Source organism: Pseudomonas sp. EMN2 (genome assembly GCF_009650555.1).
Lineage (GTDB): Bacteria > Pseudomonadota > Gammaproteobacteria > Pseudomonadales > Pseudomonadaceae > Aquipseudomonas > Aquipseudomonas sichuanensis.
In genome coordinates, this window is sequence record NZ_VZZR01000012.1 from 169,871 (window position 1) to 185,376 (window position 15,506).

Consider the following 15,506-nt stretch of genomic DNA (forward strand, 5'->3'; position numbering starts at 1 on the left):
CCTGAAACAGAAAAGCCGCCCATCGAGGCGGCTTTTTGTTATCCAAGCTCGATGTCAGTGAGCTTCGATATCTGCTTTCTAATGAACCCTTTACCAAGCGCTGCCAGCGTATCCATGGTGAAGCCGCCTGCGGCTGTAGCGCCTTTCTTTGTCAAAGCCCAGACCGCGTCGTCTCGAACTGAGTCAATGAAATCATGCCCTCTTGGGGTCAGCGCACGGAAGCTGAAATGCCCTGATGGGTTCATTCCGCGGCCGCCTGCCATGTCGATCCAACCGCTCTGAAGAATCTGATCGACGTGGTAATAGACAGCGTCGTCGTTATAGCCCGGTATGGCCAGGTTGTCTTTGTAGCTGACCATGGCAATAGCGGTTGCTGGCTTTTCCAAACCTTCCAGCTTCAGCATCAGCAGTCGGATCAGCTCTGGGTCACGCTGCATCGTTGTTCCTCCTTGAGGCGGCCCCGCGCCGCCGCCACGAACGATAACGCCGATTCCTTCTGGACACCATCCTGTGCATTCGCGCTGCTCTGACCCCGGCGCGCGCCCTCGTCCCCCCGCCACGCCTGCGGGCTAAACGTGTCGGAATTTCTGCGCCCCTGCAGCCAGGGCCAGCCCGCCCAGTGGTTGGGCTTCGATAGGGGATGAGGTGTGTGAGTGTTCTGCGAATCCCTGCGGGGGCGGGCTTTTCTGTGGCGAAGGGGGAGCTGGACTCTCTGAATCCGGGGGAGCCATGGGAAAAAGGTAAGTTTTCTTGTGAAGGGGGTTTGGGGATCTCAAGGGCCCGGATTTACTGGGCTCGGTCGCTAACTTTTGATGGTTAGGAATGGTTAGGTATGAGGTTAGGGAATCTCAAGTGCCTGATTTTAAAGGATTTTATTTTTCAGAAACTGACTATAGGTAAAGGTTAGAAAATTACCAATAATTAACCAAAACCTAACTTTAAGAGGTCTTCTAGAAGCCAGAAGCGGAGAGGGATGCAGCCTGCTCGCTAGAAAACTAACCGACCTAACCTTTTTCCGATGGGTCAACATCAAACGGCGGTCGCCCTTAGGGGGAGGCTGGTCGAGGGTGACACGCAGATCTGCGCTTGCTCACACCTCTTGGTACGTGCGCTGGTACGTGCAGCCTCGAATGGGCATGAGGTACTGCACGTAAACCATTGATTTGAATGGTGCCGGCACCAGGAATCGAACCCGGGACCTACTGATTACAAGTCAGTTGCTCTACCATCTGAGCTATACCGGCACAGGGGCGTCATTATAGCTATGGATTCGCGGCTGTAAACCACTTCTTGCAATCAATGCGTAACGCCCTAAGTCACCGAGGTGAAAGGAGAATTTTCCTACCAGCCGCGGTGGATGGTGGTGACGCTTGGTTCGGTCTTGCCGGGGTTGAAGAACAGCTTGTCGTTGTCGCAGCCGCGCTTGCGGCAGGGAGTGTCGACGTGCAGCGGCAGGCCGCGGTCGCCGCCGAGCTGCATGCCGGGCATGTTCCAGTCCAGCGGTGTTGGTTTGGCCGGTGGCGTGCTGCTGGCGCAGCCAGTCAGGGCCAGGGCGACGGTCAGCAGGGCGAAGGGCTTGGCGTGTTTCACGATGTTCGAATCCGTTCCAAGGTCAGTCTGTGTTCAAGAGGCGGCTGCAACGCCTACTGCTCCCTCGCGGGGACCAGTAGCTTGGGTATCGGCAGCTGTGACGCGCGTCCTGTTGATACGATGAGGCCATGCCCCTACGCGAACTATCACGGTTGTTGGCATCCCTGATCATTTTTCGCACAGCACAGGTAAATCACCGAGCGGGCGGTTCTGCGCGTCTTGGCTCGATTGGACAGTGCATGATCACGTGGACAGCCGGTGATGATACACCGAACGAGCCGATGAAGCTTAACTGTGCTGTGGCTGACTTGCCGGAACGCGAGACATGGTGTGTCCCAGTCGCGTCATGAGTGGTTAATATAATTTACGCGCCGCTTGGCGTATTTTCAGGGTTTTGTCCGAATAAACCGCAATTTAACCGCGTATTTTTTTGTGTTTTTTCTATCGTTTTGACTTTTTCGATTACCTGAGCTAATTTGTTGTTCATTATGTTGAACGGTAAAGCTTTCAAGCTCCTCTCCACCTCCCGCCTGGTCTCCCGTGAACGTCACTGGACCGGCGACCTCTAGCGCCACCCTCCCACTACAGCCTTAAACGTTTCTGTCTTGCGCCGACGCCTGTGCGCTCGGCTGCTGTGTCGCCCATGGGAGGGCACCATGCGTTCCTGGATCTATCTGATCGTCGCCATCACCGCCGAGGTGATCGGCACGGCGTCGATGAAACTCGCCGCCACTCATTTCCCCGTGGCTGGGCATGCCGTGATGTACGTCATGATCTGCCTGTCGTATTTCTTCCTGGCCCTGGCGGTCAAGCGTGTGCCGGTCGGCGTGGCCTATGCACTGTGGGAAGGGATCGGCATCGTCCTGATCACCCTGGTCAGCGTGCTCTGGCTGGGCGAAAGCCTGGGCTGGGCCAAGGCCCTGGGGCTGGCGGTGATGATCGCCGGCATCCTGCTGATCAAGGCGGGTACCCGCAGCAAGCCTGTCGAGGTTGAAGGGGAGGCGTTGCCATGCTGATTCCATTTGCCTGGCTGGGCCTGGCCATCGTGCTGGAAGTGTTGGCCAACCTGCTGCTCAAGTATTCCGACGGTTTTCGCCGCAAAGGCCTGGGTGTGGCATCGATATTCTGCGTGCTGGCGGCCTTCACCGCGTTGGCTCAGGCGGTGCAGGACATAGAGTTGTCACTGGCCTATGCCATCTGGGGCGGCTTCGGCATCCTTGCCACCGTCGCCATGGGTTGGGCGCTGTTCGGTCAGCGTCTGGCTGGCCGTGGCTGGCTGGGGCTGGCACTGCTTCTGGTCGGCATGGGCCTGTTGAAACTGGCTTGAAATGCTCTGTTCGAGGTGGTTTGCGGCTTACGGCTGAAATGCTTATGCACAAGCGGCATTTTCCGCTTGCGCGAAATGCATGCCGAATGGCCCTGCCACCGGTCTTTGCGCAAAGCCCTGTTTTTGCTGGTTTTCAGCCGGAATGAGGAATAAGCAAAGCGGCGCAAATAGCGCTTGGATCCAAGCGGGTGTGATTTTCATCACAAGCTTGTACACAGAGTTATCCACAGGTTATCAGTGGCGTTCGGCCAACAGCAGCAGGTTGCGCGGTGTCAGTGGGTATTCGCAGAACAGTCCTACGCGCACGCCATAACCTTGCTCTTGCAGGTATAAGGCCCGGTCGAGCACCAGCCACAGTTCCAATGGGCGGCGAAACAGGTTGCGCACCAGCTCCAGGTTGCGCACTTGGGCCAGCCGTTGCCAGCCTTGCGACTCTAGGGCGGCCCAGTCTGTCGTGCCGCTGAGTTCGACCTGGCGCAGCGCGGCAAGGTCGCGACAGTACTGCTCGAAGGGCTTCTTCAGCCAATCGACCGGCAGTGAAGGTGTTGGCAGGTAGGCATCGGTGCCCCGCTGTTGGCGCTGCAACAGGTCGAAGCCCAGACGCCTGGCCATCGAGCTGTCGCGCTGGCGGCGTACCCGGGCGCTGGAGGTAACGGCCTCGCTGAGCGGCAGGCCCAGGTCGCCGATCGACAGCTGCAGGGCCGAAGCTTGTGCGGCTGTGGATATCGCCATGTACTGTTCGCCCTGGATGCGGTTGTAACAGCAAGGTGCCACGGCCAGTTGCGGGCAGCCTTGCTGGCTGGCCAGGTGCAGCAGGCGCACATGCAGATCGCCACAGGCATGCAGGGCAACCACGCTTTTGTCGCCATCCAGCTGCTGCATGCTGTCTGCGGCCATTACATCCTGATGAACATGCTGGGCGGGCAGATGATGGTGGTCGCTCAACGCCTGGCCGGCGCTGACCAGTTCGGCATCGTACTCCAGGCAGGTCAATTGCTGGCCGGCTTGCAGCAGGCGGCGGCCCAGGTGGCCCTTGCCCGAACACCAGTCCAGCCAGTGTCGGGTGGGCTGGCTGAAGCTCAGACGGCGGCTGAAAGCCTCGATCTGCTGCCATTTGCGCCCAGGGACATTGGCGTCAAGGCGGTGGCCGGCCGGGTGCAGGCCTACGTCGGGCAATTCACCCACGGCAGACAGCTGCCGGGCCAGGCTGGCCAGTTGCGGGAAGGGTGCCGGGGCCGGGAGCTGTTCCGGGTGTTGCTGGACGGCTTCGGCTTGTTCCAGGGTGCGATTGCGCAGCCACTCGGACAGCTCGGGGTACTGGCTTTCCCAGCCCAGCTGCAGCTCGGTGAACGGCCGTGGGCGCCACAGCGGCTGGTGCTGCAGCAGAAAGTGGTCAAGGGCCTGGAAGCGCTCGAGGAGCTGGCTGCCTTGGAGGGGGAGTGTTGTGTTCATGCGAGCACCGCGGCGCAATTGAAAGGGGCCGCAAAGCGGCCCCGAGCGTGTTGCAGGTTAACGCCCCTGGCAGGCGTCCACGCGCAACCAGCGTTCCAGCAGCTTGAAGCCCTGCACCAGGAAGAACGAAATCACCAGGTAGAACACCCCGGCGGCGAAGAAGATTTCCACCGGCAGATAGGTGCGGGCGATGATGGTCCGCGCCATGCCGGTCAGCTCCAGCAGCGTCACGGTGCTGGCCAGGGCGCTGGCCTTGAGCATCAGGATCACTTCGTTGCTGTAGGCCGGCAGGCCGATGCGTGTGGCACGCGGCAGCATGATGTAGAACAGCGCCTTGCCCCGCGACATGCCCAGTGCCCGGGCTGCTTCGATCTCGCCCTTGGGGATCGCCTGCAGTGCGCCGCGCAGGATCTCGGCGATGTAGGCGGCGGTGTGCAGGGTCATGGTCAGCACCGTGCACCAGAACGGGTCGCGCAGGTACGGCCACAGCGCGCTGTCACGCACCGAGTCGAACTGAGCCAGGCCGTAGTAGACCAGGAACAGCTGCACCAGCAGCGGCGTGCCGCGGAAGAAGAAGATGTAGCCATAGGGCAGGGCGCGCACGTACCAGTGCCGCGAGGAGCGGGCGATACCCAGCGGGATGGCCAGGATCAGCCCGGCGATGACCGCGATGGCCACCAGCTCCAGGGTCAGGACCGCGCCTTCGGCCAGGCGTGGCAGCCACTTGATGATGACTTCCCAGTTCATTTATTCGGCCCTCATGAAGCCGCGGGCGGCGCGTTTTTCCAGGAAGTACATGCCGATCATGGCGACGATGGTCAGGCTCAGGTAGATGCAGGCGGCCACCGCGTAGAAGGTGAACGGTGCCTTGGTCACGGTCACGCCGATCTGTGCGTGGCGCATGATTTCTTCCAGGCCGATCACCGACACCAACGCGGTGTCCTTCATCAGGATCATGAACAGGTTGCCAAGGCCCGGCAGGGCGATGCGCCACATCTGCGGCAGGATGATCCTCGACAGGATGCGGCCTTTCGACAGGCCCAGGGCCATGCCCGCTTCACGGTGGCCCTTGGGGATGGCCAGGATCGCGCCGCGGAATACTTCCGTGGCGTAGGCGCCGAAGCACAGACCCAGGGCGATGACACCGGCGGCGAATGCGCTGAGTTCGAGCCCAGGCATGTTGAGCGCGTCGCCGAGGCTGTTCATCAGGCCGACGGTGCCGAAATAGATGAGCAAGACCCACAGCAGCTCAGGCACGCCGCGCACCAGGGTCGAGTAGAAGCCGCCAAGCCATTGCAATGACTTGATCGAGGAAGTCTTGGCCAGGGCGCCAAGCAGGCCCAGGGCCAGCCCCAGCAGCAAGGCGCAAAGCGCCAGTTTTACGGTCATCAGGGTGCCGGCCATCATGGCCGGACCGAATCCGTGCAGGTCGATATTCATGGGCAGCTTTGTTCAAGGGACCCGCACCGCGCATGGCGGTACGGGTCGGGAGGGCATCACTCGATGCTGAACGGGAAGTACTTGTCGTTGATCTTCTTGTACGTGCCGTCAGCTTTGATCTCGGCCAGGGCCTTGTTCAGCTTCTCGCGCAGCGGGTCACCCTTGCGCACGGCGATACCGATCTTGTCGCTGTCCACTACAGGTTCGCCTTTGAACTCGTAGTCTTTGCCCGCGTCGGACTTCAGCCACTCGTACTGCACGTACTTGTCGGCCAGGATGCCGTCAACGCGACCGGAGGTCAGGTCGAGGTAGGCGTTTTCCTGGGTGTCGTACAGCTGAATGGACTTCAGCACGTCCTTGTAGTTGTCTTCAAGCCAGGTGCCGGCCAGGGTGGCGCGCTGGGTGCCGATGGTCTTGCCCTTGAGGTATTCCTTGTCGGTCTTGAAGTCGACCTTCTTCGGGGCGATGAACTGCAGCTTGTTGGAGTAGTAGGGGTCGGTGAAATCCACCGCCTGCTTGCGCTCGTCGGTGATCGACAGCGACGACACCAGGAAGTCGAACTTCTTGGCGTTCAGGGCCGGGATGATGCCGTCCCAGTCGGAGGTCACGACGGTGCACTCGACCTTCATCTTGGCGCACAGGGCGTCGCCGATGTCCTTGTCGAAGCCGACGACCTGGCCGCTGGCGTCCTTGTTGTTGAACGGTGGGTAGGCAGCCTCAATACCCATGCGCAGTTTTTCTGCGGCCATGGCGTTGGCCGACATCACCAGGGTGGCAGCAGCGGCCAGGAGGAACTTCTTGTAAGTCTGCATGTATTGCTCCGTTAGCGGTGGCTGGACATGAATTGCTTGCAACGCGCCGAGGTCGGGTTTTCGAAGACCTGCTGCGGCGATCCCTGCTCTTCGACCAGGCCCTGGTGCAGGAAGACCACTTCACTGGACACCTGGCGGGCAAAGTTCATCTCGTGCGTCACCAGCAGCATGGTACGGCCTTCTTCGGCCAGGGCGCGGATGACGTTAAGCACTTCCTGGACCATTTCCGGATCGAGCGCCGACGTCGGCTCGTCGAACAGGATGACCTTGGGCTTCATGGCCAGGGTGCGGGCGATGGCGGCACGCTGTTGCTGGCCACCGGAAAGCTGGGCGGGGTAGCTGTGGCGCTTGTCGAAGATGCCGACCTTGTTCAGCAGCGCCTCGGCGTGCTCGGTGGCCTCGGCCTTGCTCTGGCCAAGTACGCGGCGCGGCGCCTCGATGATGTTGTCGAGGATCGACATGTGCGGCCACAGGTTGAAGTTCTGGAAGACAAAGCCGATCTCGCTGCGCAGGCGGTTGATCTGGCGGTTGTCGGCGGCGATCAGGTCGCCGTTTTTCTGCGCCTTGAGCTTGAGGGCTTCGCCGGCGACCAGGATTTCGCCCTGGTGCGGGTTCTCGAGCAGGTTGATGCAGCGCAGCAGGGTGGACTTGCCGGAGCCGGACGAGCCGAGGATGGAGATCACGTCACCGTCGCGCGCGGTCAGCGAAATGCCCTTGAGAATTTCCTGCTCGCCGTAGCGTTTGTGCAGGTTACGGATTTCCAGCGCGGGCGTGGCCTGGGCCATGTGCGGTCCTCATGTGTTCGGGTGCGTTCCCAGCTGTTGGCGGCCTTCCTGGCGAGCGCCACGCTAGCATAGCGGCGCAACAGCGGCCAACCGGGTCGCAAGGGGCTTCGGTCATTGGTGGGGCAGTTTGTCGCATCGTTGCAGTGGACTGTCGCGAGGATGTCCGCAATGGCGTTTTGCCCAGCACCGGAGCCTTGATGAAAAAAGGCGCGATGGTGCCAGTTTTGGCCCAAGCATGGAAGCGGTTTAGACCATTTTCCGGGAAAGCAGGTGCTACCGCCCATGTGGCCGGTACAGGCTGGCGTGGGAGCGGGCTTGCCCCGCGATGGCTTCGGCAGGACTGAAGGTGCTGGGGCGACAATCGCTATCGCGGGGCAAGCCCGCTCCCACGCAGATCGAATCATGGCTGAAACAATGGTTGTACCTCTGGGTTGCACTTCAATGCCTTACTCTGGTGCGAGGGTGTTACCGAGGGGCACCTTTGGTGCGTTTGTAAGTGGGTATTTCAGTAATCCGGACTTGGCACGGAGATTTGACGGGCTTTCGGTCAAAGCCTGGCAGAAAGGCCGCAAAGCCAGCGAATTTGCGGGCGTCAGCCATTCCGGATAAATGGCATTTGAAAATGGCGCGCTTATTGCCAGTGGGAAAAGACCGAATGCGGCGACGCCTAAATCACCCCTTGGTGCGCTTCGTTTCCCCTTCATTCGGGTGGTCCACTCCTTACAAAGGTAGTTTTATGAGCGGTAACAATTCCAATGACCTCGCTCAGGGGCTCAAACAACGGCATGTGACCATGCTGTCCATCGCAGGCGTGATCGGCGCCGGCTTGTTCGTCGGCTCCGGCCACGCCATCGCCGCCGCCGGCCCTGCCGTGCTGCTGGCCTACGCCGCTGCCGGTACCCTGGTGGTACTGGTAATGCGCATGCTCGGTGAAATGGCGGTCGCATCGCCCGACACCGGTTCTTTCTCGACCTACGCCGACCGCGCCATCGGGCGCTGGGCCGGTTTCACCATCGGCTGGCTGTACTGGTGGTTCTGGGTGCTGGTGATCCCGCTCGAGGCCAACGCCGCCGCCGCCATCCTGCATGCCTGGTTCCCGGCCGTGGACCTGTGGGCGTTCTCGCTGGTCATCACCCTGGTGCTGACCGTTACCAACCTGTTCAGCGTGAAGAACTACGGTGAGTTCGAGTTCTGGTTCGCCCTGCTCAAGGTGCTGGCGATCATCGGCTTCATCGTCGTCGGTTGCGCGGCCATGTTCGGCATGGTCCCGAGCAGCCAGATCAGCGGCGTCAGCCACCTGTTCGATACCCAGGGCTTCATGCCCAATGGCCTGGGCGCCGTGCTGGCCGCCATGCTGACCACCATGTTCTCCTTCATGGGGACCGAGATCGTCACCATCGCCGCCGCCGAGTCGAAAGATCCGGGCAAGCAGATCAGCCGCGCCACCAACTCGGTGATCTGGCGTATCTGCCTGTTCTACCTGGTATCGATCTTCCTGGTCGTGGCCATGGTGCCGTGGAACGATCCGACCCTGGCCGAGAAAGGCTCCTACCAGACCGTCCTCAGCCTGATCGGTGTGCCGAATGCCAAGCTGATCGTCGACATCGTCGTGCTGATCGCCGTGACCAGCTGCCTGAACTCGGCGCTGTACACCTCCTCGCGCATGCTGTTCTCCCTGAGCAAGCGTGGCGATGCCCCGGCAATCGCCCAGCGCACCACCAAGGCGGGCACCCCGCACTGGGCCGTGCTGCTGTCCACCGCTGCGGCCTTCCTGTGCGTGTTCGCCAACTTCCTGGCCCCGGCCGCGGTGTTCGAGTTCCTGCTGGCCAGCTCGGGCGCCATCGCCCTGCTGGTGTACCTGGTGATCGCCGTGTCGCAACTGCGCATGCGTGCCCAGCGTGAAGCCAGCGGCGAGAAGATCTCGTTCAAGATGTGGATGTTCCCGGGCCTGACCTGGGCGACCATCGCCTTCATCGTCGCCATTCTGGTGGTGATGGGGCTGCGTGAGGATCACCGCGTCGAGATCATCGCTACCGCGCTGCTGAGCATCGCAGTTGTGGCCGCAGGCTTGCTGGTGCACCGCAAGCGCGGCGCTGCCGGGCGCGTGGCGCTGGATAGCTGATGCGCAGTCGGTGAAATGAAAAGGCCGCGTCCTGTGAGGGGCGCGGCCTTTTTGTTTGTCTGTTCCTGCCTCTTCGCGGGTAAACCCGCTCCCACAGTGTTGAGCGTTGCCTGTGGGAGCGGGTTTACCCGCGAAGGCGGCGGTGCTGGTTCAGCCGAACTGCTTCTGCTGTTGCTGCCCCTTGGCCACCACCTCGGAAGCCGTGACATAGGCCGCCTGGAACTCATCGCTCTCAAGCCAGGCCATGGTCGCGTCCTCGTCGGTGCCGTCGAGCCATTTGCGGTAGGCAGTGAACACCATGACGATGTAGTCGGTGGCGTGTTCTTCCTTGTGGCCCTTGAGCACCAGTGCCAGCAGCGGGTCCACCAGGAATACCGAGATCATCGGCACCAGGCCGTTTTCCTGGGCTTCTTTCATTTTGTCGAACAGGCTGTTGTAGCTGCCCGACTCCATGGCCTTGTTGAACACCTGCTCTACGCTGGCGCTTTCGCCGCTGCTGGCCTTGACCGCCTGGCCGCTGCGCACCATGCGGTTCTGCTTGGCCTTGGTGGCGGCGCGCTTGGCGCGTTTCTGTTGCTTGGTGTTGGTGGCCATGGGGCGGTCCTTGGAGGTATCGGGTAAAGGCGCGTATTGAAGCGCAGTTGCCCAGAAAACCCAAGGGCGAGGCGCCGCGTGGGAGCGGGCTGGCCCCGCGATGGCCGTTACACAGGGCTCGGGGCCGGCACCTCATCCTCCTCGAACCCCCGCGAAGCGCGGCCAACCAGCAGCGGATCCGGCGCATGCGCCACGCTGTGGTCCTTGCCCGGATAATCCAGCGAATGCAGGAAATGCCGGATGCAGTTGATCCGCGCGCGCTTCTTGTCGTCGGACTTGATCACCGTCCACGGCGCATCGGCGGTGTCGGTGTGGAAGAACATGGCTTCCTTGGCGGCGGTGTAGTCCTCCCACTTGTCCAGCGACTTGATGTCGATGGGCGACAGCTTCCAGTGCTTGAGCGGGTCGTCGCGCCTCGAGATGAAGCGGCGCAGTTGCTCTTCGCGGTTCACCGAGAACCAGAACTTGAACAGCAGGATGCCGCTGTTGCACAGCATCCGCTCAAGGTCCGGCGCCTGACGCATGAACTCCAGGTATTGCAGCGGCGAGCAGAAGTCCATCACCCGCTCGACCCCGGCGCGGTTGTACCAGGAGCGGTCGAAGAACACCATTTCACCGGCGGTGGGCAGGTGCTGGATATAGCGCTGGAAGTACCACTGGCCTTGCTCCTGTTCGGAGGGCTTCTCCAGCGCGACGATGCGGGCGCCACGCGGATTCAGGTGCTCCATGAAGCGCTTGATGGTGCCGCCCTTGCCCGCTGCGTCACGGCCTTCGAAGAGGATGACGATGCGCTGGCCGGTTTCCTTCACCCAGTTCTGTACCTTCAGCAGCTCGATCTGCAGTGCGTGCTTGGCCTTGTCGTAGTCCTGGCGGCGCATGCGCGTGCGGTACGGGTAGCTGGCCGGCAGATGCGCCGAGGTACTGTCCTCGCTGCTGCCTTTGCGCGCGTTGGCCACTACCAGGGCGGCGGGTTGCTGGCTGACCTGGGTGATGGTCTCTGGCGTGGGTGCTTTGGCGGCGGGCTTGCGCTGGCGTGGGCGGCGGGTGCGGGTGACGGGCTTGGCGCCGCTGCCGGTGTCGGCAGGCGACGGCAGGAGGAGGGTGGCGGATTCTTCGCTCATGGAGGTCCTTGCGGGGTCGGTCGAATGTCCACCCTCCATGCTATGAGCCAGCAGGCGGTGACTTCTTGATATCGATCAACCGGACATGAACCAAGAAAACGCAGGCAACAAAAAACCCGCACTAGGCGGGTTTCTTGTGTCGCTTCGGGTAACTTTGCAACCACCAGAAGCTGAAGGTGGTGCCCAGAGACGGAGTCGAACCGCCGACACGAGGATTTTCAATCCTCTGCTCTACCGACTGAGCTATCTGGGCGACGAGGTGAATTAAATAGATTTCCAGACCGCTCGTCAACGACTTTTTTCAAAAAATTTAAATTAATTCCGTCGCTTACGTTTTCCGGGGTCATTCCGAGGGCGGAACGTAGCCTTCAGCCTTGGCGTAATCTTCACCGGCGAAGAACTTGTCCATCTCGGCCTGGATGAACTTGCGGTCCTCGGCGTTCATCATGTTCAGGCGCTTCTCGTTGATCAGCAGGGTCTGGTGCTTCTGCCAGTCGGCCCAGGCTTTCTGCGAGACGTGTTCGAAGATGTCCTGGCCCTTGGGGCCGGGGTAGGGCGCGCGCTCCAGGCCTGGCAACTCTTCTTTGTATTTGCGGCACATCACGGTGCGGGTCATGGGTTCTCTCCTGCAATCAGTTCGTCGGCCGCGCGTTGCAGCAGCTTCTTGACCGGGGCGGCGAGGCCCAGGCGCGGCGGGGTGGCGAGGTTATACCAGAGCCAGTCGGGCTCGGCCACGTGCGCGCCGACCGGGTCGACACGCACCAGCCATGGCTCGATGGCCAGCTGGAAATGGCTGAAGGTGTGGGTCAGGCCTTGCAGGGCCTGGCTGCCGGCCAGGCGCAGGCCGTGCTGGTAGGCGAGGTCGTCGAGCTGCTCGAGGCTGTCCAGCTCCGGCAGGCTCCACAGGCCACCCCACAACCCGGTGGAGGGCCGGCGGTAAAGCAGGATCGCGCCTTCATGGTTGGCCAGCAGCGGCATCAGGGTCTTGCGCTGCGGCAAGGCTTTGCGCGGCTTGGGCTCCGGGTAGCGGGTCTCTTCGCCGTGCAGATGGGCTTCGCAACCACGCTGCAGCGGGCAGATCAGGCAACTGGGCTTGCTGCGGGTGCACAGCGTTGCGCCCATGTCCATCATCGCCTGGGTGAAGTGGTTGACCCGCGTCATCGGGGTGAATCGCTCGGCGGTGGCCCACAGCTGGTTGGCCACTTTGGGTTCGCCCGGGTAACCGGCCTGGGCGGTGAAGCGGGCCAGCACGCGCTTGACGTTGCCGTCGAGGATCGGCGCGCGGATGCCCATGCTGATGCTGGCGATGGCCCCGGCGGTGGAGCGGCCAATGCCGGGCAGCTCGGTGAGCTGCTCGACACTGCGCGGGAACTCGCCGCCATGTTGCGCGACGACGATCTTTGCGGCCTTTTGCAGGTTACGTGCGCGTGTGTAGTAGCCCAGGCCTGTCCACAGGTGCAGCACTTCGTCTTCCGGCGCTTCAGCCAGTGCCTGCACGGTCGGCAGCGCCTGCATGAAGCGGTCGAAGTAGTTGAGCACGGTGCTGACCTGGGTCTGCTGCAGCATGATTTCCGAGACCCACACCCGATATGGGTTGATGCCCTGTTGCCAGGGCAGGTCGTGACGACCGTGCTGGTCGTACCAGTCCAGCACGGCGCTGGAGAACTGCTGGGGGCTCATCGCTTGAACAGCCCCTTGAGCGCATCTTTGAGTTCCGGGCTCACTTTGTCTCCGAGTTTTTCTTCGAGCTTTTCATCGATCTTGTCCTTCAAACGGTTACCGGCCAGCTTGGCGGCAACCTTGCCCAGGCCGTCCTGGTCCAGGCGGCAGGCCTTGGCGCCCAGCTCCAGCGGGCCACGGCAGCGCAGCGGCACTTCGATACCGGCAAAGCGCTCGTTGACCTGGCAGGCCGGGTCGGGCATGGCGCGCTGGTCGCCTTCGACCACCACGCCGACGTTGTAGTCCATGCCCAGCACGCGCAGGTCGAGGTCGCCATGGCCGTTGACGGTCAGGCCGGGAATGCGCGCCTTGAGGTCCGGGTTGCTGGCCACGCCATTGCGGATCACCAGGCTGCCGCGCAGCTCTTCGAACGGCGTGTCCTTGCCGCGCGGCTCACTGCCGAGCTGCTTGCGGTTGAGGGTGGCGATGGCCTGGCACAGTTGCTGTTCCAGGTTGGCGTTGACCAGCACGCCATCGTTGATGGTGAAGCTGGCGTTGCCGTTGAGGGTGTCGACCAGCGCTTTCTGGCTGTTGCCGGTGGCGGTCAGGTCGCTGGCAAGGGTCAGCAGGCCCTTGACTGGCGGCGCCTGGTCGGGGCTTTCGCGCTTGATGAAATGCTCCACCGGCACGCGGTTGATCTTGGTGTTCACCCCCAGTTGCGGCACGGCGGGGCGCACGTCGACCTTGCCCTTGGCTTCGAAGCTGCCGTTGTACAGGCCGCCGCGCAGGGTTTCGAGGGTGATCAGGCCGCCCTGGCCGTTGGCCTTGAGCCGGGCGTCGCTGATGGGCAGCTTGTCCAGGGTCAGGGCGCCGAACGCCAGGTCGGCCTGCAGGTCGAGGGCGCGCAGGCGGTCCACCGGCAGCAGCTTGTCGTTGCTCCAGGCCACTTGCGTGGGGGCGTTGGGCAACGGGGTGGTGCCGGCACCGGCAGTGGCGCTGGCTTCCTGCTGTTTCACCTCGGCCTGGCGCGCTGCGGTGGTGCCCTTGGCTTCCTCGCTCTTGGCTGGCAGGTAGCGGTCAGCGTCGAAGGTGTCTGCCTTGAGGTTTACCCGCAGGGCCTGCTTGGCGAAATCTTCCACGGCCACGCGGCCGGTGAAGGTGCTGTCGTCCAGCTTCACCGCCAGGTCTTCCAGGGCCAGGCTGCTTGGTGTGCCTTGCAGGCGGGCAACCAGCTCCAGCTTGTTGAAGGCGGCCGCATCGGCGGTGGCCGGCAGCGGGTGGCCGATGCCGTCGAGGAAGGTGCGCAGGTTGAACTGGGCGATGGACAGCCCGCCACTCACCTGCGGCGCCTTGTCCAGGTCGCGCACATTCAGCTCGCCCAGGGCGCGCAGCTGATTGGCCGAGACCTTCAGGCTGCTCCACGAGGCGACATTGGCGGCCAGGTCGACCAGCACCTGGCCTTGCGCGGCGAAGGTCATGGTCTTGCCGGCCAGCGGCTCGCCCGAGGTTTCGCCGGACAGGCGCATGTCTTCAAGGTTGTAGCGCTTGAGCTTGCGGTCGAAGCGCAGTTCGCCGGTCAGCTCGGTGCGCGCCTTGATGTTCGGCTGGCTGGCACTGAGGAAGGCGCTGGCCTTTAGCGGGATGTTCACGCCTTCGTGCACGGGGCCCGTGCTCAGCTGGATGCTTTCGGCGCCGTAGCTTTGGCCGGCCTTCTCGTCGGTGAACTGCACCCGGGCGTTGTTGACGGTCAGGCTGTCGATGTCGAGCTTGACCGAACGCTCGCTGGCTTCGGGCTTGGGCGGCTCGCTGGCCGGCGCTTCGCCTGGCGCGGTGGCCGGGGCGTTGGCAACGGCCGGGTCAGGCAGCGGCTTGCCGATGTCTTCCCAGTTGCCGTGGCCGTTGGCATCGCGGGTGAGGGTGAGGTTCAGGCCCTCGACCCGCACATCGCTCATCTGCACTTCGCGGCGCAGCAGCGGCAGCACGCGTACGGACAAACCGAGCATCTGCAAGTCGGCGAACGGCACCTTGGGGTTGTTCAGCGTGGCGATGCTCGCCTCGTGCAGCTCCAGGCCCAGCCAGGGGAACAGGCTCCAGCCGATGTCGCCGTTGAGCGTCAGCTCGACGTGGGCCTTGTCGCGGGCCAGTTGGCGGATTTCGTCTTTGTAGTCGTTGGGATCGAAGAGGTGCGTCAGGGCGAAGCCCAGCGCCACGATGATCAGCAACAACCCGAGAAGCGACAGCCCCAGGATTTTGCCGAACGCTTTCATGGGCGAGTCCTTGTAGTCCGATTGTGAAATTCAGCGGCGAGTATAGCGCTGTGGCACTTGGCGCTGCGTATCCGACATTTCGACAGTGGCAATGACGACAGTTCATTCATCGCCTGCTCGGTCCTCATCGCGGGGCAAGCCCGCTCCCACGCCAGATCACAAACGGCGTGGGAGCGGGCTTGCCCCGCGATGAGGCCAGAACAGGCGAATTACCGATTCAGCTGACGAAAAAAACGCGATATCAGATTGCCTTCATGCCACTGGCTGCTGGTAATCTTGCGCCGCTTTCGCAGCATCCGCGACCCATTGTCGCGGGGCAATGCCGCAAACGGCCGGC

Annotated in this window: 16 protein-coding genes and 2 tRNA genes; 3 read left to right on the forward strand and 15 right to left on the reverse strand. The window is 62.4% G+C overall.

Features of this window, described 5'->3' with window-relative positions:
- Positions 1–38: 38 nt before the first annotated feature.
- From F6X61_RS05210 to F6X61_RS05220, 3 genes are all read right to left on the reverse strand, one after another.
- Complete coding sequence (locus F6X61_RS05210; RefSeq protein WP_153785696.1) at positions 39–437, reverse strand: DUF2513 domain-containing protein; 399 nt, start codon at positions 435–437, stop codon at positions 39–41.
- Between the two features lie 731 nt (positions 438–1,168).
- Positions 1,169–1,244: transfer RNA gene (locus F6X61_RS05215), tRNA-Thr, on the reverse strand.
- 97 nt (positions 1,245–1,341) lie between these two features.
- Positions 1,342–1,590 carry a hypothetical protein gene (locus tag F6X61_RS05220; RefSeq protein WP_153785697.1) on the reverse strand — a complete coding sequence of 83 codons (249 nt, stop codon included), beginning with the start codon at positions 1,588–1,590 and terminating at the stop codon, positions 1,342–1,344.
- Positions 1,591–2,246: 656 nt separating this feature from the next.
- On the opposite strand from F6X61_RS05220, the gene F6X61_RS05225 reads away from it, so the two are divergent.
- Together F6X61_RS05225 and mdtI are read left to right on the forward strand one after the other, a co-directional pair.
- Entirely contained in the window at positions 2,247–2,606 is a 360-nt protein-coding gene (locus F6X61_RS05225) for a multidrug/spermidine efflux SMR transporter subunit MdtJ (protein WP_110992229.1), read from the forward strand.
- A complete protein-coding gene (mdtI, locus tag F6X61_RS05230) occupies positions 2,600–2,917 on the forward strand; it encodes a multidrug/spermidine efflux SMR transporter subunit MdtI (RefSeq protein WP_125462245.1) in 318 nt (105 codons plus the stop codon). Before F6X61_RS05225 ends, mdtI begins: the two co-directional genes overlap by 7 nt.
- A 42-nt stretch (positions 2,918–2,959) precedes the next feature.
- On the opposite strand, the gene F6X61_RS26940 is transcribed toward mdtI, so the two are convergent.
- From F6X61_RS26940 to F6X61_RS05255, 6 genes are read right to left on the reverse strand one after another with little or no spacing between them, the layout of a single operon-like run.
- Positions 2,960–3,118, reverse strand: coding sequence for a hypothetical protein (locus F6X61_RS26940; protein WP_178125769.1), 159 nt, complete (start codon positions 3,116–3,118; stop codon positions 2,960–2,962).
- 33 nt (positions 3,119–3,151) lie between these two features.
- On the reverse strand, positions 3,152–4,369 hold the full coding sequence (locus F6X61_RS05235) for a methyltransferase (RefSeq protein WP_153785698.1): 1,218 nt from the start codon (positions 4,367–4,369) through the stop codon (positions 3,152–3,154).
- A gap of 57 nt (positions 4,370–4,426) precedes the next feature.
- On the reverse strand, positions 4,427–5,116 hold the full coding sequence (locus tag F6X61_RS05240; RefSeq protein WP_153785699.1) for an ABC transporter permease: 690 nt from the start codon (positions 5,114–5,116) through the stop codon (positions 4,427–4,429).
- On the reverse strand, positions 5,117–5,809 hold the full coding sequence (locus tag F6X61_RS05245) for an ABC transporter permease (RefSeq protein WP_153785700.1): 693 nt from the start codon (positions 5,807–5,809) through the stop codon (positions 5,117–5,119). It lies immediately after the preceding gene.
- A gap of 56 nt (positions 5,810–5,865) precedes the next feature.
- Positions 5,866–6,621: an ABC transporter substrate-binding protein gene (locus F6X61_RS05250; RefSeq protein WP_125462249.1), complete on the reverse strand. Its 756-nt coding sequence runs from the start codon at positions 6,619–6,621 to the stop codon at positions 5,866–5,868.
- 11 nt (positions 6,622–6,632) lie between these two features.
- Positions 6,633–7,406 (reverse strand): ABC transporter ATP-binding protein, encoded by a 774-nt coding sequence (locus F6X61_RS05255; protein WP_028688471.1) that lies wholly within the window; start codon positions 7,404–7,406, stop codon positions 6,633–6,635.
- A gap of 736 nt (positions 7,407–8,142) precedes the next feature.
- On the opposite strand from F6X61_RS05255, the gene gabP reads away from it, so the two are divergent.
- Positions 8,143–9,528, forward strand: coding sequence for a GABA permease (gabP, locus tag F6X61_RS05260; RefSeq protein ID WP_153785701.1), 1,386 nt, complete (start codon positions 8,143–8,145; stop codon positions 9,526–9,528).
- A 150-nt stretch (positions 9,529–9,678) separates the two neighbouring features.
- Here gabP and F6X61_RS05265 read toward each other — a convergent pair whose 3' ends face one another.
- From F6X61_RS05265 to F6X61_RS05290, 6 genes are all read right to left on the reverse strand, one after another.
- On the reverse strand, positions 9,679–10,122 hold the full coding sequence (locus tag F6X61_RS05265) for a hypothetical protein (protein WP_153785702.1): 444 nt from the start codon (positions 10,120–10,122) through the stop codon (positions 9,679–9,681).
- A 107-nt stretch (positions 10,123–10,229) separates the two neighbouring features.
- Positions 10,230–11,243 carry a polyphosphate kinase 2 gene (ppk2, locus tag F6X61_RS05270; RefSeq protein WP_153785703.1) on the reverse strand — a complete coding sequence of 338 codons (1,014 nt, stop codon included), beginning with the start codon at positions 11,241–11,243 and terminating at the stop codon, positions 10,230–10,232.
- A 177-nt stretch (positions 11,244–11,420) separates the two neighbouring features.
- Positions 11,421–11,496 (reverse strand) — tRNA-Phe (locus tag F6X61_RS05275).
- Positions 11,497–11,586: 90 nt separating this feature from the next.
- A complete protein-coding gene (locus tag F6X61_RS05280) occupies positions 11,587–11,859 on the reverse strand; it encodes an oxidative damage protection protein (RefSeq protein ID WP_110992242.1) in 273 nt (90 codons plus the stop codon).
- A complete protein-coding gene (mutY, locus tag F6X61_RS05285; RefSeq protein WP_153785704.1) occupies positions 11,856–12,923 on the reverse strand; it encodes an A/G-specific adenine glycosylase in 1,068 nt (355 codons plus the stop codon). The genes F6X61_RS05280 and mutY overlap by 4 nt, the downstream gene beginning before the upstream one ends.
- The gene (locus F6X61_RS05290; protein ID WP_153785705.1) at positions 12,920–15,169 is read right to left on the reverse strand and encodes an AsmA family protein; all 2,250 of its coding nucleotides are present in this window, start codon (positions 15,167–15,169) and stop codon (positions 12,920–12,922) included. Before F6X61_RS05290 ends, mutY begins: the two co-directional genes overlap by 4 nt.
- Positions 15,170–15,506: the final 337 nt, after the last annotated feature.

Bases quoted from the DNA above. Each gene is read 5' to 3' on its own strand.
- F6X61_RS05210 (WP_153785696.1), bottom strand. From the start codon at position 437: ATGCAGCGTGACCCAGAGCTGATCCGACTGCTGATGCTGAAGCTGGAA.
- F6X61_RS05225 (WP_110992229.1), top strand. From the start codon at position 2,247: ATGCGTTCCTGGATCTATCTGATCGTCGCCATCACCGCCGAGGTGATC.
- mdtI (WP_125462245.1), top strand. From the start codon at position 2,600: ATGCTGATTCCATTTGCCTGGCTGGGCCTGGCCATCGTGCTGGAAGTG.
- F6X61_RS26940 (WP_178125769.1), bottom strand. From the start codon at position 3,118: ATGAAAATCACACCCGCTTGGATCCAAGCGCTATTTGCGCCGCTTTGC.
- F6X61_RS05235 (WP_153785698.1), bottom strand. From the start codon at position 4,369: ATGAACACAACACTCCCCCTCCAAGGCAGCCAGCTCCTCGAGCGCTTC.
- F6X61_RS05240 (WP_153785699.1), bottom strand. From the start codon at position 5,116: ATGAACTGGGAAGTCATCATCAAGTGGCTGCCACGCCTGGCCGAAGGC.
- F6X61_RS05245 (WP_153785700.1), bottom strand. From the start codon at position 5,809: ATGAATATCGACCTGCACGGATTCGGTCCGGCCATGATGGCCGGCACC.
- F6X61_RS05250 (WP_125462249.1), bottom strand. From the start codon at position 6,621: ATGCAGACTTACAAGAAGTTCCTCCTGGCCGCTGCTGCCACCCTGGTG.
- F6X61_RS05255 (WP_028688471.1), bottom strand. From the start codon at position 7,406: ATGGCCCAGGCCACGCCCGCGCTGGAAATCCGTAACCTGCACAAACGC.
- gabP (WP_153785701.1), top strand. From the start codon at position 8,143: ATGAGCGGTAACAATTCCAATGACCTCGCTCAGGGGCTCAAACAACGG.
- F6X61_RS05265 (WP_153785702.1), bottom strand. From the start codon at position 10,122: ATGGCCACCAACACCAAGCAACAGAAACGCGCCAAGCGCGCCGCCACC.
- ppk2 (WP_153785703.1), bottom strand. From the start codon at position 11,243: ATGAGCGAAGAATCCGCCACCCTCCTCCTGCCGTCGCCTGCCGACACC.
- F6X61_RS05280 (WP_110992242.1), bottom strand. From the start codon at position 11,859: ATGACCCGCACCGTGATGTGCCGCAAATACAAAGAAGAGTTGCCAGGC.
- mutY (WP_153785704.1), bottom strand. From the start codon at position 12,923: ATGAGCCCCCAGCAGTTCTCCAGCGCCGTGCTGGACTGGTACGACCAG.
- F6X61_RS05290 (WP_153785705.1), bottom strand. From the start codon at position 15,169: ATGAAAGCGTTCGGCAAAATCCTGGGGCTGTCGCTTCTCGGGTTGTTG.